Source organism: Microbacterium sp. VKM Ac-2923, from assembly GCF_022815605.1.
In the GTDB taxonomy this organism is placed as follows: Bacteria; Actinomycetota; Actinomycetes; order Actinomycetales; family Microbacteriaceae; genus Microbacterium.
Map to the genome: position 1 here is coordinate 259167 of NZ_JALGRP010000002.1, position 24021 is coordinate 283187.

At 66.4% G+C, this 24021-nt stretch carries 22 protein-coding genes and 1 riboswitch; of the genes, 5 read left to right on the top strand and 17 right to left on the bottom strand.

What is annotated here, in order from left to right:
* Nucleotides 1-22: 22 nt before the first annotated feature.
* Nucleotides 23-1816 (bottom strand): ABC transporter family substrate-binding protein, encoded by a 1794-nt coding sequence (locus MT347_RS04380; protein WP_243498434.1) that lies wholly within the window; start codon nt 1814-1816, stop codon nt 23-25.
* A gap of 384 nt (nt 1817-2200) precedes the next feature.
* On the opposite strand from MT347_RS04380, the gene MT347_RS04385 reads away from it, so the two are divergent.
* Nucleotides 2201-2971 carry a CPBP family intramembrane glutamic endopeptidase gene (locus MT347_RS04385; protein WP_243499037.1) on the top strand — a complete coding sequence of 257 codons (771 nt, stop codon included), beginning with the start codon at nt 2201-2203 and terminating at the stop codon, nt 2969-2971.
* A gap of 18 nt (nt 2972-2989) precedes the next feature.
* Here MT347_RS04385 and MT347_RS04390 read toward each other — a convergent pair whose 3' ends face one another.
* Nucleotides 2990-4594: an ABC transporter substrate-binding protein gene (locus tag MT347_RS04390; protein WP_243498436.1), complete on the bottom strand. Its 1605-nt coding sequence runs from the start codon at nt 4592-4594 to the stop codon at nt 2990-2992.
* 529 nt (nt 4595-5123) lie between these two features.
* On the opposite strand from MT347_RS04390, the gene MT347_RS04395 reads away from it, so the two are divergent.
* Nucleotides 5124-6098: a hypothetical protein gene (locus tag MT347_RS04395; protein ID WP_243498438.1), complete on the top strand. Its 975-nt coding sequence runs from the start codon at nt 5124-5126 to the stop codon at nt 6096-6098.
* A 100-nt stretch (nt 6099-6198) separates the two neighbouring features.
* Here the strand turns inward: MT347_RS04395 and gcvP are convergent, their stop codons facing one another.
* From gcvP to MT347_RS04430, 7 genes are all read right to left on the bottom strand, one after another.
* Nucleotides 6199-8985 (bottom strand): aminomethyl-transferring glycine dehydrogenase, encoded by a 2787-nt coding sequence (gene gcvP, locus MT347_RS04400; protein ID WP_243499039.1) that lies wholly within the window; start codon nt 8983-8985, stop codon nt 6199-6201.
* A 107-nt stretch (nt 8986-9092) separates the two neighbouring features.
* The gene (gcvH, locus tag MT347_RS04405) at nt 9093-9467 is read right to left on the bottom strand and encodes a glycine cleavage system protein GcvH (protein WP_191914863.1); all 375 of its coding nucleotides are present in this window, start codon (nt 9465-9467) and stop codon (nt 9093-9095) included.
* Nucleotides 9464-10651, bottom strand: coding sequence for a glycine cleavage system aminomethyltransferase GcvT (locus MT347_RS04410; protein ID WP_243498440.1), 1188 nt, complete (start codon nt 10649-10651; stop codon nt 9464-9466). The genes gcvH and MT347_RS04410 overlap by 4 nt, the downstream gene beginning before the upstream one ends.
* A gap of 161 nt (nt 10652-10812) precedes the next feature.
* Nucleotides 10813-10907, bottom strand: a riboswitch (glycine riboswitch).
* 83 nt (nt 10908-10990) lie between these two features.
* Nucleotides 10991-11485, bottom strand: coding sequence for a hypothetical protein (locus tag MT347_RS04415; RefSeq protein ID WP_243498442.1), 495 nt, complete (start codon nt 11483-11485; stop codon nt 10991-10993).
* A 74-nt stretch (nt 11486-11559) separates the two neighbouring features.
* Nucleotides 11560-12483: a hypothetical protein gene (locus MT347_RS04420; protein WP_243498444.1), complete on the bottom strand. Its 924-nt coding sequence runs from the start codon at nt 12481-12483 to the stop codon at nt 11560-11562.
* Entirely contained in the window at nt 12416-13210 is a 795-nt protein-coding gene (locus MT347_RS04425; RefSeq protein ID WP_243498447.1) for a hypothetical protein, read from the bottom strand. The genes MT347_RS04420 and MT347_RS04425 overlap by 68 nt, the downstream gene beginning before the upstream one ends.
* Nucleotides 13207-13545: a DUF6507 family protein gene (locus tag MT347_RS04430; protein ID WP_243498449.1), complete on the bottom strand. Its 339-nt coding sequence runs from the start codon at nt 13543-13545 to the stop codon at nt 13207-13209. Before MT347_RS04430 ends, MT347_RS04425 begins: the two co-directional genes overlap by 4 nt.
* A 94-nt stretch (nt 13546-13639) precedes the next feature.
* Between MT347_RS04430 and MT347_RS04435 the strand changes: the two genes are divergently transcribed.
* Both MT347_RS04435 and MT347_RS04440 read left to right on the top strand, forming a co-directional pair.
* Entirely contained in the window at nt 13640-14695 is a 1056-nt protein-coding gene (locus tag MT347_RS04435) for a recombinase family protein (protein ID WP_243498451.1), read from the top strand.
* Nucleotides 14625-15176, top strand: coding sequence for a hypothetical protein (locus tag MT347_RS04440; RefSeq protein ID WP_243498453.1), 552 nt, complete (start codon nt 14625-14627; stop codon nt 15174-15176). Before MT347_RS04435 ends, MT347_RS04440 begins: the two co-directional genes overlap by 71 nt.
* Before the next feature lie 3 nt (nt 15177-15179).
* On the opposite strand, the gene MT347_RS04445 is transcribed toward MT347_RS04440, so the two are convergent.
* Nucleotides 15180-15668 (bottom strand): hypothetical protein, encoded by a 489-nt coding sequence (locus tag MT347_RS04445; protein ID WP_243498455.1) that lies wholly within the window; start codon nt 15666-15668, stop codon nt 15180-15182.
* A gap of 317 nt (nt 15669-15985) precedes the next feature.
* On the opposite strand from MT347_RS04445, the gene MT347_RS04450 reads away from it, so the two are divergent.
* The gene (locus tag MT347_RS04450) at nt 15986-16288 is read left to right on the top strand and encodes a hypothetical protein (protein WP_243498457.1); all 303 of its coding nucleotides are present in this window, start codon (nt 15986-15988) and stop codon (nt 16286-16288) included.
* 434 nt (nt 16289-16722) lie between these two features.
* Here the strand turns inward: MT347_RS04450 and MT347_RS04455 are convergent, their stop codons facing one another.
* The 7 genes from MT347_RS04455 to MT347_RS04485 form a co-directional block, all read right to left on the bottom strand.
* Complete coding sequence (locus MT347_RS04455) at nt 16723-17340, bottom strand: DUF4209 domain-containing protein (protein ID WP_243498459.1); 618 nt, start codon at nt 17338-17340, stop codon at nt 16723-16725.
* A 65-nt stretch (nt 17341-17405) separates the two neighbouring features.
* The gene (locus tag MT347_RS04460) at nt 17406-18629 is read right to left on the bottom strand and encodes a hypothetical protein (RefSeq protein WP_243498461.1); all 1224 of its coding nucleotides are present in this window, start codon (nt 18627-18629) and stop codon (nt 17406-17408) included.
* A 127-nt stretch (nt 18630-18756) separates the two neighbouring features.
* On the bottom strand, nt 18757-20319 hold the full coding sequence (locus tag MT347_RS04465; protein ID WP_243498463.1) for a helix-turn-helix domain-containing protein: 1563 nt from the start codon (nt 20317-20319) through the stop codon (nt 18757-18759).
* Between the two features lie 213 nt (nt 20320-20532).
* Nucleotides 20533-21564, bottom strand: coding sequence for a nuclease-related domain-containing protein (locus tag MT347_RS04470; RefSeq protein ID WP_243498464.1), 1032 nt, complete (start codon nt 21562-21564; stop codon nt 20533-20535).
* Nucleotides 21565-22066: 502 nt separating this feature from the next.
* A complete protein-coding gene (locus MT347_RS04475) occupies nt 22067-22981 on the bottom strand; it encodes a hypothetical protein (RefSeq protein WP_243498467.1) in 915 nt (304 codons plus the stop codon).
* Nucleotides 22978-23358: a hypothetical protein gene (locus MT347_RS04480; RefSeq protein WP_243498469.1), complete on the bottom strand. Its 381-nt coding sequence runs from the start codon at nt 23356-23358 to the stop codon at nt 22978-22980. The genes MT347_RS04475 and MT347_RS04480 overlap by 4 nt, the downstream gene beginning before the upstream one ends.
* A 9-nt stretch (nt 23359-23367) precedes the next feature.
* Complete coding sequence (locus MT347_RS04485; RefSeq protein WP_243498471.1) at nt 23368-23931, bottom strand: hypothetical protein; 564 nt, start codon at nt 23929-23931, stop codon at nt 23368-23370.
* Between the last annotated feature and the right edge of the window lie 90 nt (nt 23932-24021).

Genomic DNA, 24021 nt, shown 5'->3' on the forward strand with positions numbered 1-24021 from the left:
CTTACGAGGGATCAACGGGTCATCAACCCGCCAGCGTCCACTCCTGCGCGTTCCACACGATGCCCGTCTGGCCGCCGAAGTACTCGACGCCCGTCACGGACCCGTTGTCAGCGAACAGACCGGGCGACTGGAACAGCGGCAGACCATAGAAGTCCTTCGCCGTTGCGGTGTCGATCTGCACCTTGATGTCAGCGAGCTCGTCCGCGTCGACCGTCACCTGGCTCTCGTCGACGAGGGTGTCCACCGCCGCGTTGCTGTAGTTGTTGTAGTTTCCGCCGCCGCCGCTCTTGAAGATCTGCGGAAGGGCGGCGTTGCCGGCACCCGGGGAGACCCAGCCGAAGATCGCGACGTCGTAGCTGCCGCTGCCGAGCAGCGAGCTCCAGTCGGGCGAACCGGCGTCCTGGATCACGAAGCCGGCCTGCTGCGCCGACTGCTGGATGGCGCGGAAGCTGTCGACACGGTTCGGGTTGTTGGTGTTGTAGAGGATGCGCACGGTGGGCGTGGCACCGGCGAGCAACGCCTTGGCGCCCTCGATGTCCGGCTCGGTGAAGGCGTCGTATCCGCTGGACGCGACCGAGGTCGTGTACTGGTCGCCGTCGGTCGGCAGGAAGATCTGCGAGTTCAGGACCTCGGCGTCAGGATTGACCGGCTTGACGATCGAGTCGAGGATCTGCTGGCGCGGAATGGTCTTCAGGAACGCCTCGCGGACGTTGGCTTCGGCGAAGACGCCGCCGAAGCTCAGGTCCACGTGGTCGTACGCGAGCTGGTCGCCGGGGTGGACCGTGGCGTTGGCGTTCTCGAGCGCGGTGAGCGTGTCAGCCGAGGCCTGCGGCTGGATGGCCTGCACCTCACCGTTCTGGAGGGCGGTGACCTGAGCGTTCGAGTCGCCGATGAAACGGATGATCAGCTGGTCGTACGCGGGCGACATCTCACCCTTGTAGTTGGGGTTCTTGCCCAGCGTGATGCTCTGCTCGGGAGTGAAGTCGGTCACGATGAAGGGACCGCTCGCGACGAGCAGGCTCTCGTCGGTCGGCATGGCGGTGACGTCGTAGCCGGTGTTCCAGAAGTCGGCCGCGGCCTTCAGGGTCGCGTTCGGCGCGACGGGCGCAGCGGTGTCGCCCTTGGGGAGCGTCGAGAGGAGCTCGATGAAGTCGGCCTCGGAGACGCCGGCCTTCTCGGCGAGCACGTGGGCGGGCTTGCCGATCGGGTTGACGAGCTCGTAGTCGACGTACGGGGTCGCGTAGGTCAGCGTCATCGACATGTTGTCGTCGCCGATCTCGGGGAACGCCGTGGTGTCGAGACCCGCGGTGCTGCCGGCGAGGCTGAAGTACTGCGTGCCGCCGTTGGTGATCTCGCTGGTGGCGGGGTCGAGCACGGCGTCGTTGTAGTAGCCCGAGTTGATGGCCCAGTTGACCAGCATGTCGTCGGCGTTGATGGGTTCGCCGTCGGACCAGGTCAGACCCTCGTTGATCGTGTACTTGACCGTGAGGGGGTCTTCCGACACGGTCTCGTAGGTGCCGAAGTCGGTGTTGTTCAGAACCGTGAAGTCCTTGTCGAGGCGCTGGAAGCCGCCGAGGCCGAGACCGCCGCTGACACCGGTCAGGTAGCCGACCATGCCGTTGGTGTCGAGGTTGGCCTCGGGGGTGTCGCCGTTGAACGAGGTGAACGCGTTCGTGGTGGCGATGGTGATGGTGCCACCGGCGTTCGATTCACCTTCGGGCGTGGCCGTGGTGGTGCATCCGGCGAGTGCCAGAGCCGCGACCGCGACTCCTGCTCCCGCCGTGAGGGCGCGTGCGCGCCGGGTCTTTTCAGACACTTTGCCTCCAGTGCAAGGTTGACGAGCACCCCACCGCGCAGAACAGCCCGGGGGGAGCCGTGGATACCGAAACGATAGATAAACGTCACCGGATGGTCAAAACATTTGGATGTTTCGTTACAGACCTTTAACCTCGCCCGCACTCGTTCGAGCATTTTGACAAACGCGGGCACGGTGACCCGAGCCTCACCATTTCTGCGGGCGCCGGTCTGCAAAGCCCGTGAACGCGGGCCGGACACCCGTCCGCGGTGTTGAATGTGTCACATGTCCCGGCACTCCTCGGTCCCCCTTTCGGGCGCGGCCGGCCCGTCGACGCCGCCGCAGACGGCCGACCCCTTCCCCCCGCCGATCGGCAGGTCCGACGGCTACGCCCGCCGGCGGCTGATGTGGGAGATCGTCATCGTCCTGCTGATCAGCGTCGGCCAGTCCGCGATCTACTCCGTCGTGTCGTTCGTACGCGCGACGACGCGCGCGCCCATCTCGCAGCAGCAGACGCAATTGAATCCCTCGCGCAGCGCGGAGCCGGTCTGGGACGCGATCTACCAGTTCCTCGACATCTTCTTCTCGCTCATGCTGGTCGCCCTCGCGGTCTATCTGCTGTGGGAACCGGCGAACAACGCACTCCGTCGCATCGGTCTCGATTTTCGTCGCTTCGGTTCCGACGTTCTCCGTGGCCTCGCGCTCGTGCTGCTCATCGGCGTCCCCGGCATCGGCGTGTACGCGATCGGTCGGGCGATCGGGCAGAGCATCGCGGTGGTCCCCGCACCCCTCGACTCGTCGTGGTGGGTCATCGCGCTCCTCGTTCTCGCAGCCCTCCGAGCCGGCCTCACGGAGGAAGTGATCTTCCTCGGGTTCCTCTTCGACCGTCTGCGCCGCTTGGGCTGGTCGTGGACGGGGATCATCGTCTCGACGGCGCTCCTCCGGGGCAGTTACCACCTGTACCAGGGGTGGCCGTCGGCACTCGGCAACGTCGTCATGGGGCTGGTGTTCGGATGGTGCTACAAGCGGTGGGGGCGGGTCATGCCGCTCGTCGTCGCGCACACCGTCATCGACATCATCGCCTTCGTCGGTTACCCGCTCGCCGCCGCGTGGTGGCCGGGGATCTTCGCCCCGCCCAGCCCCTCGGCGACCCCCACGCCGTCCGGGACGCCGTGAGCGCTCGATCGGTGCGGACTACTGCTGTGGAGCGGACCAGCTCCAAAACGCCGGCGGCACGCCATCGGGTTCGGAGGTGTAGTCCACTCCCCCGACGCCCTCGGCGGTGACGACGGCGCCGGTACGTTCGAGCAGCGGCACCCCTGCGAACGCCGCGAACAGGGAGCGGTCGATCTCTTTGGCGTCGGAGAGCACGTCCACCGGGTCGGTGTGCACGGTGAGCTGAGCGAACAACTCATCCGTGGACGGACCGTCCACTCCCTCGGCGAGTCGATCCCGCGCAGAGCGATAGAGGCTCTCATCTTCTCCGACCCATGACAGCGTGGCATCCGGGGTGTCCTCCGCCGTCGCGGCGCGGACGGCGATCCCGGCGCGAGCGCCCATGGACACCAGCCGCGAGAAGACCTGCGACGACGTTTCGTCGGTCGCCTCGTAGGCGACGCGCAGCACGGCGGCGCGATCGCCGAGCGCGGTGCGCGCGGCATCCACATCGCTCCCGGTTCCCGGTGCGCCGTTGCCCGCGATCAGGTCGGCGTACAGCTGGCCCGTTGCGGGCGATGACAGGAACGACTGCAACGGCTGCGCATCGGGGCGCATGGGGCCGAGCACGTCGCGCACGATAGCGGAGCGGTCGATCGCCAAGGTCATCGCCTGGCGGAGATCGGATGCCGTGCCGTCGGCGTAGCGCAGGTGCAGCGTCTGCGTGGTGGGCCCCACCTGGACCTGATAGCCGGCATCGGTGAGCGTCTTGCGCTCGGCCACATCGATGTCGCCCACGTTGGCGATGTCGACGACTCCTGCCTCGATCGCTGACAACTGCGCCGAGCGATCCGCGAAGAAGCGCACGGTGAGGCTCTCGAGCCCGGGGAAGTGCGCACCCTGATAGGTGTCGCGCCGCTCGAGCGTGAGCGAGTCGGTGGCGGACTCGGTGACCGTCCACGGCCCGGCTGAGACGACACTCGCCGGGTCGACAGCGGTGCCCGCGGGCACGTCGAAGCCGGTGTTCCACGCCTGCGCGGCCGCGGCGAGCACCGGGTTCGGCTCGGCGGGAGCCTGCGGGTCGCCCTCGGGCGCGGTCAGGATGGCCGTGAGCAGATCCTTCACGCTCACGCCGGCGCGCTGGGCGACGACGTGCACGGGCCGGTCGAGCAACCACTGGCGGTTCCAGTCGGCGAACGGTTCGTCGTAGGTGAGGGTGAGGGTGTCATCCGCACGGTCGACGCTCGGACGGGCGGTCCGCGCGTTCGGGTCCGCGGGCATCGCGGTGTCGAAGTACCTCGTGCCGGACACGATCTGACCGGACTCGTCGTAGACGGCGTCGTCGAAGAAGTGGGAGGTGACGGCCCACCCGAAGAGGAGGTCGTCGATGCTGACGGGGGTTCCGTCCGACCAGACGCGATCGGGGAACAGTTCGTAGCTGACTTTCAGGGGGTCGGCCTGCTCGCGGGTGATCCGGCCGAAGCCGTCGTTGGGAACCACCTGCAGATCGCCGTCGAGGGATCCGAGTCGCTCGTCGAGCAGAGACGACACGGCCCGGTTCGCGGGGGTATCACCCGAGGCTGTGGCCGCGTTCATGCTGGTGAGCGATCCGACCACTCCCACCGTGACGGTGGTGGGCGGCACCTCCTGCTCGGTTTGCGGGGCAGGTTCGGGTGCGGAGCACCCGGCGAGGATGATCCCCGCGGCCGAGAGAAGGGCGATCAGGCGAACCGCGCCGCCCCGTCGTCGAGTCGGTCGAAGATCCTCATTCAGGCCGTGGTGCACATCGGAACCTTACTAAACGCCCGCTGTGCGAATCCGGGGTGGGAGCGACGCGGACGTGGGCGAGCTCCCCGTCGCGGCTCCGGCGCGCGCACGCGCACGACGTCCGCGGCGTGGCTCCCCGCCGTGGGTCCGGCGGCGGCGGCAGCGGCAGCGGCAGCGGCGGCGGCAGCGGCAGCGGCAGCGGCGAGACTGCATCTGGCCGACATCCCGACCGCAGGCTGCAACCGCCTCGTCAGCGACACGCAGTCTCACGCACCCAGCACGCCCACCGTCACCCCGCGTCCGGACATTGGGTGCCATCCTGCACAGGATGCCATTGCGCCGGGCCGTCCACCGATGCGGTCCTCACGACTGCGCGGCGGCGGCGTGGCACTGCACAGTGGACCGCATGTCGGTCCTCCCCCACGCTCATCGTCCCTCGGCTACCCTCGTGCTCGCGCGGGATCTTGTGCACTCGACGCGCAGCGTGCGCCGAGGCGAGGTTCTGCGGATCAACCGCGGCGTTTACGCCCTCCGAGACGAGTGGACGCGTTTGGCACCGTGGGAGCAGTACGTCACGCGCGTGAAGGCGCACGCGTTATGGCATCCGGATGACGTCCTGTGTCTGGAGTCTGCGGCGGCGCTCGGCGGATTGCCGGTGATCGGTGGCAGCCACGACATCCACGTCCTCGACTCGCGCGCGGCGACGACGCGTCGCGCGGTCGGCGTCCGTGTTCACACTGCGAGCTCAGACGATCGTCGCATCGTCGAGCGGGACGGCATCCGGATGACTTCCGTCGCAGACACGTGCATCGACATCGCACGATCTCGTCACGCGGCCGTCGCCCTCGCCGTCGCAGATGCCGCCGTCACGTGCGACGCGGCCCTCCGCCCTATCGATCTGGTCGCGATGAACGAGGACCGCGCGTCCAGCAGGGGCCGTAGGTACGCGCGCTGGCCACTGCACCGCGCGGATCCCGGGGCTGAGTCCGCGCTCGAATCGCTCAGTCGAGCGTGTGTCGAATGGCACGGCTTCGCCGACCCGGAGCTACAGGTGCGCTTCGGCTCGGGTGACCGGGCCGACCTGTGGTGGCCGTCTCATGCGGTGGTGGGCGAAGCCGACGGCCATCTCAAGTACGACGGACGGTTCGGAGATGCCGTCGATGCTCTTCGCGCTCGAGAGGCGCGAGACAGACGGTTGCGCGGTTGCGGAGTCCGCGCCGTCGTGCACTGGACGTGGGACGACATCGTCCACCCCACCTCGCTCAGCGCGATGTTGCGGGGCGCGGGGCTGCCCGTTCTCGCTCCACCCGATGAGGGACGCCTCGCTTCACTGAGACGGATCCTTCGTCCATCGCCGGCGCGCGAGACTGCGCCTCGCTGACATGTCGGTTGCAAGCTGCAAAGGAATTGCCAGCGAGGCGCAGTCTCATGCTCGGAGGCACGGGACGAGGGCCCCCGGAGACGCCGCACTCCGCCGCGCGCTATGCGAAGGCCTCCGGCGGCGGGCACGAGCACACCAGGTTGCGGTCGCCGTACGCCTGATCGATGCGGCGCACCGGCGGCCAGTACTTGCCGCGGATCAGCGAACGCAGGGGGTACACGGCCGTCTCGCGCGAGTACGGGTGCTCCCACTCGCCCACCACGACCGTCTCGGCGGTGTGCGGGGCGTTCACGAGCGGATTGTCGTTCGCGGGCCACTCCCCCGCGGCGACGGCGAGCGCCTCGTGCTTGATCGCGATCATGGCATCCACGAACCGATCGAGTTCGGCGAGGTCCTCGCTCTCGGTCGGCTCGACCATGAGGGTGCCGGCGACGGGGAACGACATCGTCGGAGCGTGGAAGCCGTAGTCGATGAGGCGCTTGGCCACGTCGTCGACGGTGACGCCGGTCTGTTCCTTGAGCGGACGCAGGTCGAGGATGCACTCGTGCGCGACCAGGCCGCCCTCTCCCGAGTAGAGCACCGGGTAGTGCTCCCGCAGGCGGGTGGCGATGTAGTTCGCCGACAGCACCGCCGCGGCGGTCGCCTGGCGGAGTCCCTCGGCGCCCATCATGCGCACGTACGCCCACGAGATCGGGAGGATCCCAGCCGAGCCGTGGGGTGCCGCCGACACGGGGCCGCCGTCGAACGTGCCCCCGGCGTGATCGGCGCGCTGCGAGAAGGGGTGCGACGGGAGGTGGGGCGCGAGGTGCGCCTTCGCGGCGACCGGGCCGACGCCGGGTCCGCCACCGCCGTGCGGGATCGCGAACGTCTTGTGGAGGTTCAGGTGCGACACGTCGCCGCCCAGGTCGCCGAAGCGGGCGAAGCCGAGAAGCGCGTTGAGGTTCGCCCCGTCGACGTAGACCTGGCCGCCGGCGTCGTGGACGGCCTGCGTGATCTCGAGCACGTCGTGCTCGTACACCCCGTGCGTCGAGGGGTACGTGATCATCAGGGCCGACAGCTCGGCGGCGTGCTGCGCGATCTTGGCGCGCAGGTCGCCGAGGTCGACGTTGCCGGCCTCGTCGCAGGTGACGACGACGACCTTCATGCCCGCGAGGATCGCGGAGGCGGCGTTCGTACCGTGCGCCGACGAGGGGATGAGACACACCGTGCGCTCGGTGTCGCCGTTCGCGAGGTGGTAGCCGCGGATCGCCAGCAGGCCCGCGAGCTCGCCCTGCGAGCCGGCGTTTGGTTGAAGCGACACGGCGTCGTAGCCGGTCACCTCGGCGAGCCACCGTTCGAGCTGGTCGATCATCTCGAGGTAGCCGTGCACGTCGGCCTCGGGGGCGAACGGGTGCACACGTGAGAACTCCGGCCACGACACAGCCGCCATCTCGGTCGCGGCGTTCAGCTTCATCGTGCACGAGCCCAGCGGGATCATGCCGCGGTCGAGCGCGTAGTCGCGGTCGGCGAGCGACTTGAGGTAGCGCATCATAGCCGTCTCGCTGCGATGCGTGTGGAACACGGGGTGGGTGAGGTACTCGTCGTCGCGGTGCAGGGAGTCGTCGACGCCGCGCAGAGCGGTCCCCTCCGGCAGATCCTCGGTCGCGAGGCCGAACGCATCGAGGATGGCCGAGATATCGGCATCCGTCGTCGTCTCATCGACCGAGAGGCCCACGGTCGCGTCGTCGACCCAGAGCAGCTGGTACCCACGTTCGCGGGCGCGGTCGACCACGTCTTGCGCGCGCCCCGGCACGTGAACGCGCACGGTGTCGAAGAACGCATCGCTCGCCAGCATCAGGTCGTAGGAACGGAGGGCGGATGCCAGGGCGTCGGCCCGCTGCGCGACCCGCGTCGCGATGCTCTTGAGCCCCTGCGGGCCGTGGTACACCGCGTACATCGCCGCCATGACGGCGAGCAGCACCTGGGCCGTGCAGATGTTCGAGGTCGCCTTCTCGCGCCGGATGTGCTGCTCGCGCGTCTGCAGCGACAGGCGGTAGGCGGGGGCGCCGACGGCATCCTGGGATACGCCCACGAGACGCCCCGGGAGCTGGCGCTCGAGGCCGGCCCGCACGGCCATGTACCCGGCGTGCGGGCCACCGAAGCCGAGCGGAACGCCGAAGCGCTGGGTGGTTCCCACCGCGACGTCGGCGCCGAGGGCGCCGGGCGAGCGCAGCAGGGTCAGCGCCAGGAGGTCGGCGGCGGCGACGACGAGACCGCCCGCGGCGTGGACGGCGTCGGCGACGGCCGAGAAGTCCCACACGCGCCCGGTTGCGCCGGGGTACTGCACGAACGCTCCGAACGCCTCGGGGAGGTCGCCGTCGAACGAGGTCTCGTGGATGACGATGCCGACGGCCGCGGCGCGGTGGCGCAGCAGCGCCTTCGTCTGCGGCAGGGCGTCGACGTCGACGAGGAAGACTCCGGTCTTGGCTTTCGACGCGCGACGGGCGACGAGCATGCCCTCGACGACAGCGGTGGATTCGTCGAGCATCGACGCGTTCGCCGTGGCGAGGCCCGTCAGGTCGGTCACCATCGTCTGGAAATTGATGAGCGCTTCGAGACGCCCCTGCGAGATCTCGGGCTGGTAGGGCGTGTACGCGGTGTACCAGGACGGGTTCTCGAGGACGTTCCGCGCGATCACCGACGGGGTGAAGGTGTCGTAGTAGCCCAGGCCGATGAGCGGGCGCGCCGAGCGATTCGCGGTCGCGAGTTCGCGGAGTTCCGCGAGGGCCTCGGCCTCGGTCGCAGCCGGCGGGATCGAGCTGGTCGCGCGCGGTCGGACGTGGATGGATGCCGGGACGGCGGTCTCGACGAGCGCCTCGACGCTGTCGTACCCGACGACCTCGAGCATGCGGGCCTCGGCGTCGGCGTCGATGCCGATGTGGCGATCGACGAACCCCTCGACACGCTCAGGGACCGTCTGAGGGACGGCATGCGTCCGGGGAGGAAGAAGAGTGCTCATGCGGTGAGGCCCTCGTAGGCGGCGCGGTCGAGGAGGTCGCCGGGCAGCTCGCCCTCGACGCGGATCTTGATGAGCCAGCCCCCCGCGAAGGGTTCGGCGTTCACGAGCGAGGGGTCGTCGACCACGGCGTCGTTCACCTCGACGACGGTGCCGGTCAGGGGTGCGTAGAGCTCGCCGACCGACTTCGTCGATTCGATCTCGCCGCAGACGTCGCCGGCCGAGACCGCGGAGTCGGCGCCGGGCAGCTCGACGAAGACGACGTCGCCGAGCTTGTCGGCGGCGAAGTCGGTGATGCCGACGGTCGCGATGTCCCCCTCGAGGGAGATCCACTCGTGCTCGGACGTGTAGCTGAGGGCGGTGAGGTCGGTCATGCGTTTCTCCGATAGAAGGGAAGGGCGGTGACGATGGCGGGGATGCGGGTTCCGCGCACGTCGATGGTCAGTTCGGTGCCGATTTCGGATGCCGCGGGGGCGACGAACGCCATTGCGACCGGGTGACCGAGGGTGGGGCTGAGGGCGCCGCTGGTGATCTCGCCGACCCTGTCGTCGCCGTGCAGCACCGCGTAGCCGGCGCGACCGGCGCGGCGGCCTTCCGAGACGAGCCCCACCAGCACGGGCGCATCGGCGGGTCCGGAGGAGAGGCCGTCCTTTCCGACGAATGCCTCCTTGTCGACGGCGACCACGCGACCGAGACCGGCCTGGGCGGGAACGATGTCGCGGGAGAGCTCGTGTCCGTACAGCGGCATGCCCGCTTCGAGTCGCAGGGTGTCGCGCGCGGCGAGACCGCACGGCACCAGACCCTTCTCGGCGCCCGCGGCGAGCGCGGCATCCCATAAGGCACCGGCCTGGGCGGTGGGGATGAGCAGCTCGTAGCCGTCCTCCCCGGTGTACCCGGTGCGGGCGACGAACAGAGGCGCACCCTCGAACGTCCCGTCAGTCCACGCGTAGTAGCCGAGTTCGTCGAGCGCCGTACCGGTGATCTCGACCCCCGGCGTGGAGCTCAGGATGCCGCGCGCCTCGGGGCCTTGGAGGGCGACGAGGGCGAACTGGTCGGTGACGTCTTCGACCCGCGGGATAGCCCCACCGGATACAACGGCGTAGTCGGTTCCCTCGAGCGGGCCGTCGATGAATGCTTGCGTCGCGGACCACGTGGCACGGGCGCCGTCGAACGCCGCGGCCACGGCATCCCGGTTTCCCGCATTCGCGATCACCAGGAAGTAGTCCTCGCCCGTGCGGTAGACGATCACGTCGTCGATGATCCCGCCGTCGTCGGCGAGCACGAAGGAGTACTTCGCTTTGCCGATACGCATCGTGGAGATCCGGCCTGCGAGCACGAAGTCGAGGAAGGCGGCAGCACGTCCGCCCTGCACCCAGAACTCGGCCATGTGCGAGATGTCGAACAGGCCGGCGGCCGTGCGGACGGCGTGGTGCTCGGCGAGGTCGGAGGTGTAGCGCACGGGCATGTTCCATCCACCGAAGTCGGTGAACGAGGCGCCGAGGGCCTCGTGCCGATCGTGCAGCGGCGACGTGCGCGGTGGAGCGGGGGTGTTGGTCATGAGTTCTGCCGTTCGCGATGACGGACAGACGCCGGTCAGCGCCTGAAGAACTCCCCCTCTGTCATGGGCCTGAGAGTTTCGCCCGCGGCGTCTTACGAAGACGCGGGCTTTCACCGTCGGCGGATCCGGCGCAGTGCACCCGGATCACTTTCCAGAGTGGCCCGATCGACGCGGTACGCGTACCTGAGAGATTGGCGGGGAGGCTTGCTCCTTCGGTGCCCGGCTGTGTGCGCCGGAGCTCTCCCGCATCGATCATGGGGCCGGTGTGGACTTGTGGGGCCAGCTTACTGGAGCGGGGTGCGGGGTACAGCCCTGGTGAGCGTCGATCGAGGGTGCGTTCTAGTACTTGTCGCCACGCCACACGTCCTCGGGGAGGTAAATGCACGGCGAGAACGAGACGATGCGGATTTCGGCTTGAACGGGGTCGTAACGCACAATCCAGAATGAGCTGTGAGGCCCCGCGATGTCCACGAGGGAATCCTCGTCTTCGACGCGTCGGCTCACCGACATATCGGCCTTTTCCGAGAACTGTTCTTCGATGTTCCCCAGAAGTTCGTCGGGGAGCACCCCCGGTCGCGCTTTGGCGGTAAGGCCGCCCGCCCACTGCTCCCCGCCACCCCGAGAGCACGCGAGGAAAGTGCCTGTCTCCTTCTGCTCGACAGAGTAGACAAGCTCGCTCGGCATGGCCTCTACGATCTCGCGCTCGATGGACTGTGTGTGAGCCTTCGCATCGGGCAGCGACAGATCGCGGTCAACGACGTCGACGATGCTTACGCATCCCGAAAGGCTGCCCATGAATGCAACGAGCAACGCCAGGGAAGCTCTGGTCCTCATCTCTGGTCCTTCATCATCGTTTCGCTGATGGCAGCGGCTGCCGGATAGTTCTCCGGCCCAGCGGAGGCGATCAATTAGTGGTTCGCAAAAGGGTCCAAGGAGATTCTTATCGACGGTCCATCCGGAACGAGGAACGGCGCCAGATCGCCACCTAACGGCACGTCGTAATCTCCCGGCCGATCGTAGACACGGCTCGTGAAACCGGGAGTGACGTCGGGGTTGCGTCCCTCCCCCACCCATCCCATGTCCTGCGCCATGGACAAGAAGTCGGTGTAACTCCAATGAAAGTACGTCGTCATCGGATCGGCAGTCCATCCTGTCGGGACCCACGCTCCTGCCAATGAGTGGACAGCGTCGTACCGCGTACCTGCGACCTCTGAGCCCGTCACCGCGACGAGGCCCCAGCTATATCCAGCCGCGATCTGACTCGCTCTCGAAATCTGTGGATCGCTGCGCATCTCCGCCGAGAAGCGAGCAAGCTCTTCGCCTGCCGGAACTGACCGAGATTGCGCGTTCGCTTCCACGATGCCCTTCAGCTGCTCGGCCAGAACGGGGCCTTCGTCGTCCCCCGGGAATTCCGCGCCCTTCCATACGAGCGCCACCATCCCGTCATCCTGATCTGCCAGCCATGCTGTCATCGCCTGCACCCCGCCCCCGTAGAAGCTGTCCACCGACGTGAACGTTCCTGGCACGAACGTCAGCACCCGCTGCGTACTGGGTCCAGGCGTTCCGATCATCTCTACGATGCGGTTCTGTTCGGGCTCATACAAGACGAGCTGCGCCTCCCCGGCCACGACGCGGTCGAGGTACCGGCGCTCCGCGGTGAGGCGGTCGAGAGCGCTCCGCCGCTCGGCCAGCAGGGTAGCCATCGCCCCCTCATCAAGCAGCGACTCGAGACGCGCGATCTCCCGCTCCACCGCCGGCAGCCGATCACGCGCGACGACGCGGTTCGCCGCGACGCGGGCGAGCGGCGGCACGCCTCCGAGCGCCCCCACCACCTCGGGCGCTCCATTGACGAGCGCCGTTTGCCGACCGGGCGGCAGCGCGTCCCACCACGCCTTCACCGTCTCCGGTGCGGGGGGGACGCCGACGGAGCCGCTCCACCCAATCGGGATGTTCGGCGAGGATCTGCTTCATTCGTCCGGCTCCACCTCGGGCGATCTCGACCAGCGGTGCGAGCATCGCCTCGACGGCGACCGCTTCGGTGCGCATCTGCCAGGTGATCCGCGGACCGATCGGCGGCGACACCGCTCCGGTCGCCGCCAGGGGCAGCGGGGGCGGCTCGGCGATCCCGGCAAGGTCACGGCACGCGTCGTCGATCACGGCGGCGACGTCGGACCGCAGGCGTGCGATGGCCGACTCGACGTCGGCGTGATCGGACGCCGGGTCTTTCGTCAGGAGAGCGGTTGCGGCAGCTTCGTCGAGGAGCAGAGAACGCCTCCACTCGAGAATCGCGAGCGCATCGGCGAGTTCACCCAGCACCGCACCCACTCGCGCAAATGCCTCACTCGTCTGCCGTCCGCCCGCCGAGAGGCTGTTCATCCTCTCCGTGAGCTCCGCCGCCTCGGGAGCGTCGTAGAGCGTACCCAGGTCACGCCACTCCACGACGACCTCGTCGGCCGTCGATGTGACCGCGGCCGCGCGATCGCGCAGGCGATGCGCGGCATGCTCGAGCTCGTCAGAGCGAGCGGGCAGGGACGGTACGTCGAAACTCTGCTGGTTCACGAGACCGTCCAGCGTCCGTGCCCGCGTGAATCAGCGGCGCGATCGGTCTCGACGGCCATCGCGGCATCCGCTCGGCAATATTCGACGACAGCGCGCTCGGCGGCCCACAGAACCGCTCCCCCGTGCTCCGCCAACGCCGTCGCGCGCTCCAGCCAGGGGTCGACGGCTCTGGACAAGGCGCGAGCGAGATCGGGCGCGAGGGACACGGCATCCCGCATGTCGTTCGCGACGAACATCACGCCGAAAACGGCCTCGGCGAGGGAGTCGAGACGCCGTGCCGTCCGCGCAGCCAGGTCGAGGAAGCCGTTCACGTCGATCGCATATCGGTCAGCCATGCGGCGACCCTAGAGAAATGCGTCCGACGGCCTCGATAGTTCTCCACAGGCCGCGCGGGGTGAACACCTGGTCCCGCGTTTCAGTATCTCCCACATGAAGAGTGAAGCCAGCGGGTCCCCTGGGCGTGACACGGTCATGCGCGCCGCCATCTACGCCCGTCTGAGCGCCCCACAGGTGGGCGAGCAGTCCACGGAGGAGTCAGACAGCATCGCCAACCAGGTGCGGGACCTGAAGACCATGGCGCAGCGCTTGGGCTACGACGTCGTGCACGTCTTCGCCGACGACGGCATCAGCGGATACAAGGGCAAGCACCGCCCGGGCTTCCAGAGGCTCCTCCGCGCGATCGCTGACGGCGAGGTGGACGTGATCCTCTCCCGCCATCAGGACCGACTGGAGCGCAACGAGGAGGAAGGTTTCAAGATCCGCGTGGCGAGCGTCAAGCACAAGGTCACGTGGGCGTTCGCATCCGGGATGACTATGAACCCCTCTACGGCCGAGGGTGGGCTCCTCGCCAAGATCCTCTCCCCAATCTCTGAGTTCGAGTCGCACGTGAGGGCCCAGCGCCTCCTCATGCACTACGAGGGCAAACGGATCTCCGGCACCTTCCAAGCTCCCCCGGGCACTTTCGGATACGAGCGCGAGAACGTCGTGGAGTGGGAGGCACAGCTCATCCGAGAGGCGTACGAGGCCATCGACCAGGGCCGCACCATGGGCTCAATCGTCCGGCAGTGGAACGCCGCAGCGGTTCCGCAGCGCAAGAAGGGCAAGAACGACTGGAGTGACGCGCACATCCGGAGCATCCTCCAGCGACCGCGCCACGCCGGTTTGATGGCCGACAAGGACGGCGTCATCATCGACGGCCTGGTGGGTCAGTGGGAGCCCATCGTGGACGTGGAGCTGTGGCAGCGCGTCAACCACGTCATCAGCGACCCGAAACGGCGCAGCTCCCCGGGGATTCGCTCCGCGCTGGTTGGGCGCCGGACACGCGAAGTGCGGGATCTGCGGTCGATCGATCAAGTCGAACACGGTCTCCGACAACCGAGCAGGCACGCGCTACTCGATCCTGAAGTGCTCGCGTGTGGACAAGTCCGACGGCGTACGTCATCCCTCAGCGCGAAACGGGCACCTGGACGCGCTCATCCGCGCTGAGGTCGTCGAGGCCTTCGCCTACGGACCCGCCTTCCTCTTCCAGGAGGAGGGAGGTCCCGACATCGGCACCATGCAGAAGGAGCTGACCAGGCTCTCCGCCAAGCGCGAGGAGATCCGAGCGGACTACCACGCCGAGATCACGACGCGCGCCGAGTATGTCGCGGATCTGAATGCGACCGAGGCTCCGATGAAGGCCCTCGAGGAGCGCCTGGACGCCGCTGTAGCGACCTCAGCGAGCGCCTTTATGCTTGTGGACCTCCGCGCGGGTCTGAGGGGCGCAGACGGCCGCGCGTCCTACGAGCACATCTCGGAGCTGAAACACGAGCTGGGACGTCGCTTCGATGCCCTCGACATCGAGCAGCGGCGTCGTCTAGTCGGGCAGCTCCTCAACATCCGTGTGAACGGCGGTCGTATGGAGACGAACCCGAGAAAGTACGTCATCACGCATCTGCGTGTTCAGAGCCTCAACGAGGCGGCGTGACCATCAGCTCACGCGTCGAGGCGAGTCGTGCTCGGGTCCGTCTTCGTCGTCGAACCGCCAGATGATCGTGACGATGCGGATACTTAGCCCCAGGCGCGCCTCTGTGTAGATCTCTAGCAACTCCCCCGCCTTGAATCTGCGCGGTAGCTCGCCTTCCACCCTCAGCAGCGGCTGGGCCTCCTGCGGTGTCACGTCCAAGCGCGTCACTACGATCGGACGCTCCGAGGTGTTGCGAAATGTCCGGAGGTCGCCGGGTCCGCGCTTGACGTCGCTCCACGCCTTCGGGCGGTGTGCTTGGGCCACGACCTCCTGGGCGGCGGCGATGCGTTGCCAGGCCGCGTTCGAGTCTGCGGCGAGCGCAGCCGCGTCGGCGCTGGACTTCCGCGCCTCGTCTCGTGCCCGTCTTGCGTCGATTGCCTGCCAGATGGCGACCCCGGCACCCGCGATCGCGGCGGCGCCCCCGATGATGCCGACGATGTCCCCCATGTCCATGGCGCGATCCTATGGGCGACGCCAGCGTCGGTTAGCGCGAACGCGCTGTTAGGAACCCTGTGCATATCCAGCGCGTACTCTGCGCGAACAGGTTTCCCCTGGTTAGCGCGATCTTTCACGAAATAGACAGGGCTTCTGCGGCGGGGCTACAGTGCACCCAACACCGCCGCGGGCTGGCAATGAGAAGCCGCCCCCGTCCTGCAAGACGAGAGCGGCTGAAGAGTTGGATTCTCGATGTCGATCGTACCCGAACGCCCGCCCGCTGTCCCGGCTAGCGCGAATGCTCAACCGCCGCGCAGGCATACTCTCGCCGAGATGTGCGCCAGGCTTTCGCCATCACGAAGGGCTTCGATCTCAATCGGTCCAAGCTGATGAAGATCGCCACAAAGGATGGGGCTTCCGAGGATGACCCCCGGCTCCTCGCCCTCCCGGATCAAGCGGACAAGCTGTATACGATCGTGGCGGAGGGGCTCGCCCCGCTCGCGATCCTCGGACCCGCTGAAGTGGCGAACGCATACGCCGACATGCAAGCGGCGTACGAAGCCGACGACGAGGCGCTGGGTGACGCCGAGATCGGATTCCGAGACGCCGCCCGCAAGGCTCTCCGGGTGAGGGGTTGAGCCCGTGGCTATCTCGGGTCGCCCGGGAGCCCAGGAGCCCAGGAGCCCAGGAGATGAGCTGAAAGGGTTCCCAGATCGATTCTTGGCAAAGCGCCCGCGAATCGATAATGAGTTCGTGCCAGACCGCCGTGCGCCGCGCCCACTTCAGAGCTTCGGGGTGTTCGGCGATGACGTCCTGTTGACGATGAGTCGCGCTTGGGCGGAGCAGACCGCCGAACAACTTCGCGTCTCGAAGGACTGCCGACGCCGGTACGAAGCGATCGAATCCACGTTCGAGCGCATGGACCATGACCCGGAGGAGGTTCGAAGCCGAACCCCTCGCGATATGGCGCCGCTCACGCATCTCTGGCTATTCGTGGGAAACGGCTCCTCCGTCACACGGTGGGACGCATCCGCTGGATGGCAGGTGCTGTCTTACGCGGAGTAGGAGAACATCAGGGACCTGGCTCGCTCTCCGTCTCATCCTCGCGCGCAGACTGTCGGTCACGTTCCGCAGGCTCGTGACTGTCGGCGGTTCGTGTGTCGTGTATCCGATTCCAGAACGGGACGAAGGCCAGGCGGAGAACGAACCACCAGCAATAGAGCGCGTGCACAGAGCCAACCGAGGCGTCGCTCACGAATCCGTGCGCGAAGTCGTTCCGCAGATTCGGCCCGATCGGGCCACAGAACAGCGCCCGGATCTCGAATGCGATGTCCTCCCCAAAAATCTCGGATACGGCTTCGCGGCCCATCAAAGCGGACAGGCCAATCTCCTGCTCCACGCCTCGATCCATAGTGCTGGTTTGCTGTCCGGCATTGCGGAGGTGCAGTCTCACGATGTTCTCGACCTGCGGGGCGAGTAGCTGCGCGGCAGTGAGGAAGTCGCCGTCGTACCCGTAGTACAACGCCTGCGCTATGAGCCGTTCCCTGTCCGACGGGATGATCGAGCTTCCATGCATGATCGCGACGAAGTCTCCGAGCATCAAACGGTGCTCGTTGCTGAGCGCCATCCACGCAGGCGCGAGCATTCCCTGCACCGTCAAAGAGACCTTGATCTCGTATGCCTGGATCATCTGCCGCCAGGTCGCCGGATCCTCGCCATAGATTGGCTCACCGCCCTGCCCGCCCGACCTATGTACTACTCGCCGTCGCTCGCGAAGTGAATATTCGAGAAAAGAGTTTGGAGCGGGTGCTCCGCGAGCAGTTGGTCGGCTCGGTCGCGCTCGTCCCGCAGTGAGCTGAAGGACGTGAGGTTGACGAACGCCCTCAGTGCTTCGAGAGCGTCTTTGCCGCTCACGGCCTCAATACTGTGGTCTCGCGCCTCTGATAGGTCAACCGACTCTGACTCGAACACCCCCATCGTTCCTAGCGTTGCTGCGCCGGCCGCCCGTATGCGTCTACCCAACTCGGTCGTCAGCTCGGATACCCCGAGCGTCTCCCGCCGCTTTCGAGGAATCATGCGGAGCGCCTTCATCGCTCGTTCGTACAGGTATCCCGACCGCGGATGCGAACCGGTATCCGCTCCAACATCGAGACCCTCAGCCTCCGCGATCAGGCTGGTTACAACTGCTAGACGGTCAACTGAGACCTCATCGGGGTCTCCAGCTACCTCGTGCCACCTCGCGGCGCGGTCGCGATAGCCGCGCGCCGCCTCCGTTTCTGCCGACAAAGCGAGATCGCGCATCCGCTTAGCTAAGGCGTCCGCCCGATCGCGCGCGAGGCTGTGCTTGTCAAGCAAGTCCGCAACCGAGCCGGGGAACTCCGAGAGGTCTGCGGTCAACGCGTGATCGGTCAGGGCTCCCGCTAATGCGTCGAGGCTGGCAGCCATCGGCTTTCCACCGCGACGACCCACCAGGAGCGCTCGATCCCACATGTCGCGATCCCGATGCCACCTCTCGCCTCCGAGCGTTGCTTCGATGACAGCGTTCATTTCGGCCTGGTACCAACGCGCACGATCCGAGCCCGCCGCGCTTCGGATAGCCAGCACGTCAAACACCCGCGCACGGAGCAAGGCGTCAGGCAGGACACCCGAGACGACCACGAGTACGTCGATCTGTGAGTCAGTTAGGTCGCTCGGCATCGCGGTGCGGCCCTCGATCATGTTTAGCATCGGCTCGTATGGGGCCGCCCAATCATCGGCTCGCGGGCTGAATGACGCCACTTGGCTCAGCAGGCTTGCCAGCTCCACCACGTCGTCGGAGCCTCCGGTGTCCTGAGCCTCGCGGAGCCGTAGCCATAAGGAAGGAAGCCGGTCCTCGTCATCAGCCGGAGTCACTCGGAAAACATCGGAGGCTTCCAGGTCGTCCAGTGCTGCTCGCCATCGCTCCGCAAACTCGCTATCAACTTCACCGGATCCGGTCATACCCAGCAAGCTAGCGGTCACCCTCGACACGCGGTGCACCTAACTCGCTGCCCGCCCTCTGGTCGGGCGGACGCCCGCCAGATGCGCGCACCTCTCGAAGGGGAGCTAGCGCACGTCTACACGCATGTCAGGCATCTCCGAGGTGCGCGCGGATGAAGCTGAACACAGCGCCATCCCCGTTGCTACCGCGCCAGGAGGTGCCATGGTTGCGAGACTGCGTGACGGCAAGATCCAGCACATCGCGGAGCGCAACAGCCCACTCGCGGTCGGTGACCCCCGGCGCGAGTTGCTCACGCACCTCGGGTGACGTCGCCACCATCCGAAGGGCGGGATTTGCGCGCTCTTGATTGAGCGCTGCTGCGCTCGGGTACAGGCGATACGAGAGGTCGTCCGCGCCTATTGCCATGACGAGGCACCAGAGGATGTCGAACCGGGCAAGCGAGTCAAGTAGCTCGTCGACCGGGTCGGCCGCGTCGCGGAGCAGGATGTCGTCAGCGAGAATCTCTACCTCTGTCGCATGTTCGCGCGCCATCGACAGCACCAGGGCATCGCCATGATTCTCTTCCGCGAATAATCGTGCACGGGACGCGTACACAATGCCGTGCCGAAGCCACGATGGGTATTTTTCCCCACCGCCCAAGTCCACTGGGCGCAGCGCCAGGAGCCGGATGGAAGCCCAGTCTCGTTCACGTTCCGCGGCGGCACCGATGAGCCAGACCCGGACCAGCACCTCACGCCAATGCGCCGCGATGGGAACCTCGAAGATGTTGAGGCTGGTGGTCGAGTATTCGTTGACCGGCCCGCCAGACTCATACACCCGGTGTAGTGCCGCGATCACAGCTTCAAACAGCTCTGGTCGCCGGGAGCGCATGGTTTCGATGCCAGCGAGCGCGAGCTTGTCGAGGATCGCGCCGCCCTCGTCAGGATCTGCCGTCTGGTTGTAGCTCGCGGCTCGGCGCGCCTCGCGAAGAAACCGGGTGATCGTCGCGTTGCTGCCCGCGTCGATGTGCTGACGCAGCGCTTCGACAAACGATTCCGGGTCCATTTCCAGCAGCAGCGGCGGGAGGGAGGGAGCACCAGGTGAGGACGGCCCGAGGCTCTCGACGAAGCGCCGAATGAGCATGTCAGCACCTTCGCGAGCTTCAGCGAGAAGTCGCGACCGATAACGGCTTAGAAGAGCATCCCAGTGGGCATCAGATGCAGCGACGTTCCGCGTACCCTCGCGTGTGTAGACGACGCCTTGCTGAAAAACCGTCTTCTTCGTCTTCCCGTCGCCCGCGTCGTACTCGCCCACCTTGCTGACGATGACGGGCAGCCCGGAAAGTGACGGTGCTACATGCACGAGCACCATGACCCTCTCCTCGACCTCGTGCACCTGAGATGTGACGCGGGGTTGAGCCACGATGTGACGTGCCACAAGCGCTCCGAGGTTTGCTGAATCGAACCGGCCCGCATCCAGGGGCGCGCGGTCGTGTGCTGGCTTGCCGTTGTCGTGGGCACCAAGCACGATGAACCCGCCCGCGGCGTTCATCATCGCGATTATGTCGAGAACGAAACCGAGCTTCCGTTTTGCGTCTAGGAGATCGAGGGTCGCCTTGAAATCGAGCTCATCGTGCTCGGCGCCGATGGCGAGCAGTTCAAGAAGCTTTTCACGGTCGAGACGACCGTCCACGACGACAGGGGATGCCATGCTCAGAGCCTATGGCGGGCTCGGCCGTGGAAGCACCGAGAGATGGCAAGCGCTCTGACGCCGCTGCCGCACGGACTCCAGCGGCGACACATGGACCCACCGATGTCGTGCTGACGCCGCGTTGCGAGCCGCGCACTTGTCCTCCTGGTTCCGCCCTCAGGCTCAGTGTGCAGGTGTGCCCAGAAGGGCGGAACCATGACCATCAGACACACTTCAGGCAGGCGGCGCCGCTGAGCCCTCCGCCGCTTCGCGGTAGCCGTCGATGAACTTGATGAGTGGAATAGACGACCATGCCTCTTCGAGCACGGCGTTCTCAGAGAGCGTTAGTTCCCAACCGTCCCCTGCCAGCACTCCGGGGCCGGTGAGCTGATTGGGCGCGTCGGCGAACAGCGCATCCAGTTCGTCGGCGGGCGCTGTGACGATCTGCTCCAGGAGATCGATCCCGATGAACGCTGTCGGCACGTTGGCGGTTGTATAAAGCTCGCGCACGTCAGGTGCGTTTGCGAGGTCGAAGTTCCCCAGCGTCACCACCAGACCAACCATGGGTCTGTCGGCAGGAATGACGTGCATCTCCTCGGACTGGCCGACCACCGCGGCGGCAGAACGGTTGATCTGCTTCAACGGCTTCTCCAGACGGTCGTGCATCTCTGCGAGCGAGCCGATCCCTTCCTGCATATCCCGCCGCGGCATCATCGCCTTGCACTCAATGAGAAGGACGACGTGAGGCAGAACGAGGAACCAGTCAACCGACTTCATGCGGCTCTTCCGTGGCCCGTACTCAATCTCGTGCACCACCTCGGCGCCTTCGACGAGCCGAAGGTGGCGTCCGACGTACTGTTCAAAGAGCTGCCCGACGTCGTGAGTGAACGCCTCTCGCCACCGCTCAATACCCGAATAAGCGATGCCGTAAACGGTCGAGCGAACCTCGATAGCGGGCACACATGGGGAAAGGAACAAGTCGTCGATGCCCCCGATTAGCGGCGTCGTGTGAATAGGGTTGTACGAGAACGGCTCGCGGGTGAACTGCTGCGCCGAGGAGCCGGGGTAGTTAGCCGTGATCTCTCGTCGGGTGCGATGAAAGTCGTCCAGATTCGTCGAGAATCCTCGACGAACCACAGTGTCGAAGGCATCCGGGCCTCCCAGCGCTGTCAGCGCAGCAGCGATTCCCGGCTCCCACGCGAAGGGGTACCGGCTGCCCTGATGAATGGCAGCCGAGTGCAGTGCGAAACCGACCGAACTCCACACGCCGACTGAGCAGCCGAGTAGATCTTCCTCCCAGCTGTCGCTCAGAGCTTCAGGCTGGTACCCCTTGGGGGAATGGCGTCTGTTCGAAGAGCGCCACAGGGCGCGCCCAGCTCGCCAACTGCGCGGAGCGCTGGTACGGAATCTGTTGGTACAGCAACCGCAGAATCTTCTTGGTCCCGAAGTCCTCTTCGCCCTCGCCGGGGTGTTCGAGCTGAAGGTGCATATGACAGAGAGCACGAACGTCATCTAGGGTCGCGACTCGCCCTCCGGACGTCCCCCATTGGAGCGTTGTTGCCGTGATGCCAGCGATGTCCCAGGGGAGAAATGAGCGGGTTCTCCCCCGCTCGTCATGTGTGGAGCCGTCCCAACCGCGCGATACAACGCTAAGCAGTCGAAGAAGGTTGTCGCGGTCGAACCGCCTACATGCGGCCCGAAACTCCTGATACCTGACTGTGCCGTTCACACCAGAGACCCTTTCGCTCCGCTCTTCGTGGACGATTTCTCACGAGCCCGTGGACGCCTGGTCCTCGTCGGAGAAGGGCCCCCCTGTCTCAAAGTTGATCTGAGGCTCGCCGCGATCCACTCGATTGATGTTCTCCTGTACGTGCGCTATCCGGGCCTCCCAATCCCGGCCGTCCGAGACGCCGCCGGTGAGCAGGAGGTTGCGGCGCTTGATGAGTTCGTCGGCCTCCCGGAACAAGTCCTCGTTCTCATCGGCCACCCGTTCGATGAGCCACCCAATGTGCTCCCACATCGCCGAGAGGTATGGGCCGAGGATCGGAGAAAGCGGCACCCTGTCGCCGCTTGCCAAGATGAACGTCTTAGCATCCGCCGTCCACGCGGTCTTGTTCTCCAAGAGGGCTTCTACTTCGAGGGCGACCACGGCGCTCGATATCGGTGGATCGGTGGTGAACTGGCCGTTGAACACCCACGGCGCAGCGATGCTGTGCAGCACGTAGTTTCGCAGCTTGCCCAGGAATGCGGCACCCGCCACGGTGTCCAGCAGCTTGCGCGAGCGCTCGTCGTACTCATGCCTCAGGGTTGCAGATTGCCCTTTGCTGATGTTGCGCCCGTGGTCAATGACGGCGCCGAGACCGGCTACGTACGCGATTGTCGCCTGGTCTAGCGCGCGGATGATTTGGTCGCGACCCGATCCGGGGCCGACATTCGCGATTAGCTCCTTATGCATCTCCTCTTTCGTCTCTAACGCCCAAAGAAGCGCGCTCAGGGCCTGTGAGAATCCGGCCCAAGCCTCCAAGATTCTTCGAAGGTCGCGGAGCCTGAAGTGGAGGCGATGTCCGGGATGTTCACTGATTTCCGCCTCCACCGAGCGAATCTCTTCTTCGTCCGGATGTGTCCGCATGTACGCGATTTCTTGGTCGCCCGCGGTCTCGCCGCGAATCTCGGCAGAGGTCACGAATCGCGCTCGGCCTTCGTCGGGAACGGCACATAGCGCGGATCCGCGGCGGGGTCCCTAGTCGCCTCTCGCAGTTCTTCTAACAGACGCTGATACGCGGTCCGGGACATCCGCGCGGCCTCCTCCTTCTCCCGTGCGAGCCGTTCCTCATCGGCTCGCTCCCGCTGCTCGTACGCCCGGTTGACACCGGAGGCAGCGACGAGTTGCTCTAGCGTTCCCTGAACTACCTGCCGCGTCTGCATCTCGCTCAGTGCGGTCTGCGCTGTGCGTGCCCGCGCCTGATCGGCGCGGATCAGAGATACGACGGCGAGCACCGTGGCGGCGAACCCACCGAGAGCCGCAATGTAGTTCGGAAAGATGGCACCCCAGAAGTCCATGCCCGAAGACTAGTGCGGGCCTGCGTACAGAGGCACGTCGCCCTCTCTGTACCGAGGGGCGTACTTCAAGAGGGCGTCGTCGCGGCTGAGCTTGAAGTCGCGCCCGGGAGCCTCACGCGCCATCCAGGCGGTGACTAGGTACTCGCCGAGCTGGAGATGGCTGTTCATCCACTCCAGCTCTGTGAACCGGTAGGACCCTCCTAGCAGCGACTCATCATGGTGGAGAGCCCAGCCGCTGATGGCTCTGCGTCCCTCCTTCGACCTTTCCACCGTGCCCGCGAGGTGCGCGTTGACCCAGATGTCGCGGGCCTCCTGCTGAAGCACCACGGGCACGTCGAGCGCAGCGCCCTCCCCCGCCGCATTGAGCTTGCTCATTGCGCGCTGAACGTGCATTCGTGCCCGCCCGAGCGCGTCGAGAAGGGTCTGACCGTAACGCTCGCGTCGAGCCTGCCGACTTTGCGCCGACCCGACTGCGAGCGTCACGAGCCCGCCGACCACGGCGCCGATGATCGCGGCGACGAGGGGCGAGCCCCAGTCCTGCATGAGGTCGGCGAGGGTCTTCGAGTCCAGCATCCTCCGAACCTAAAGGACCCGAGCCAGTTAGTCGGAAGATGTGGAAGTTGACAAAGTGCGGTCCCTCACGTCTGGGCCCCGGCGGACGCA

Excerpts from the sequence above, each read along its gene's own strand:
- MT347_RS04410 (WP_243498440.1), bottom strand. The coding sequence starts at position 10,651 with ATGACCAACACCCCCGCTCCACCGCGCACGTCGCCGCTGCACGATCGG.
- MT347_RS04455 (WP_243498459.1), bottom strand. The coding sequence starts at position 17,340 with ATGATCCAGGCATACGAGATCAAGGTCTCTTTGACGGTGCAGGGAATG.
- MT347_RS04430 (WP_243498449.1), bottom strand. The coding sequence starts at position 13,545 with ATGGCTGACCGATATGCGATCGACGTGAACGGCTTCCTCGACCTGGCT.
- gcvH (WP_191914863.1), bottom strand. The coding sequence starts at position 9,467 with ATGACCGACCTCACCGCCCTCAGCTACACGTCCGAGCACGAGTGGATC.
- MT347_RS04395 (WP_243498438.1), top strand. The coding sequence starts at position 5,124 with ATGTCGGTCCTCCCCCACGCTCATCGTCCCTCGGCTACCCTCGTGCTC.
- MT347_RS04435 (WP_243498451.1), top strand. The coding sequence starts at position 13,640 with ATGAAGAGTGAAGCCAGCGGGTCCCCTGGGCGTGACACGGTCATGCGC.
- MT347_RS04385 (WP_243499037.1), top strand. The coding sequence starts at position 2,201 with ATGTGGGAGATCGTCATCGTCCTGCTGATCAGCGTCGGCCAGTCCGCG.
- MT347_RS04460 (WP_243498461.1), bottom strand. The coding sequence starts at position 18,629 with ATGACCGGATCCGGTGAAGTTGATAGCGAGTTTGCGGAGCGATGGCGA.
- MT347_RS04485 (WP_243498471.1), bottom strand. The coding sequence starts at position 23,931 with ATGCTGGACTCGAAGACCCTCGCCGACCTCATGCAGGACTGGGGCTCG.
- MT347_RS04415 (WP_243498442.1), bottom strand. The coding sequence starts at position 11,485 with ATGAGGACCAGAGCTTCCCTGGCGTTGCTCGTTGCATTCATGGGCAGC.
- MT347_RS04445 (WP_243498455.1), bottom strand. The coding sequence starts at position 15,668 with ATGGACATGGGGGACATCGTCGGCATCATCGGGGGCGCCGCCGCGATC.
- gcvP (WP_243499039.1), bottom strand. The coding sequence starts at position 8,985 with ATGCTCGAGGTCGTCGGGTACGACAGCGTCGAGGCGCTCGTCGAGACC.
- MT347_RS04480 (WP_243498469.1), bottom strand. The coding sequence starts at position 23,358 with ATGGACTTCTGGGGTGCCATCTTTCCGAACTACATTGCGGCTCTCGGT.
- MT347_RS04465 (WP_243498463.1), bottom strand. The coding sequence starts at position 20,319 with ATGGCATCCCCTGTCGTCGTGGACGGTCGTCTCGACCGTGAAAAGCTT.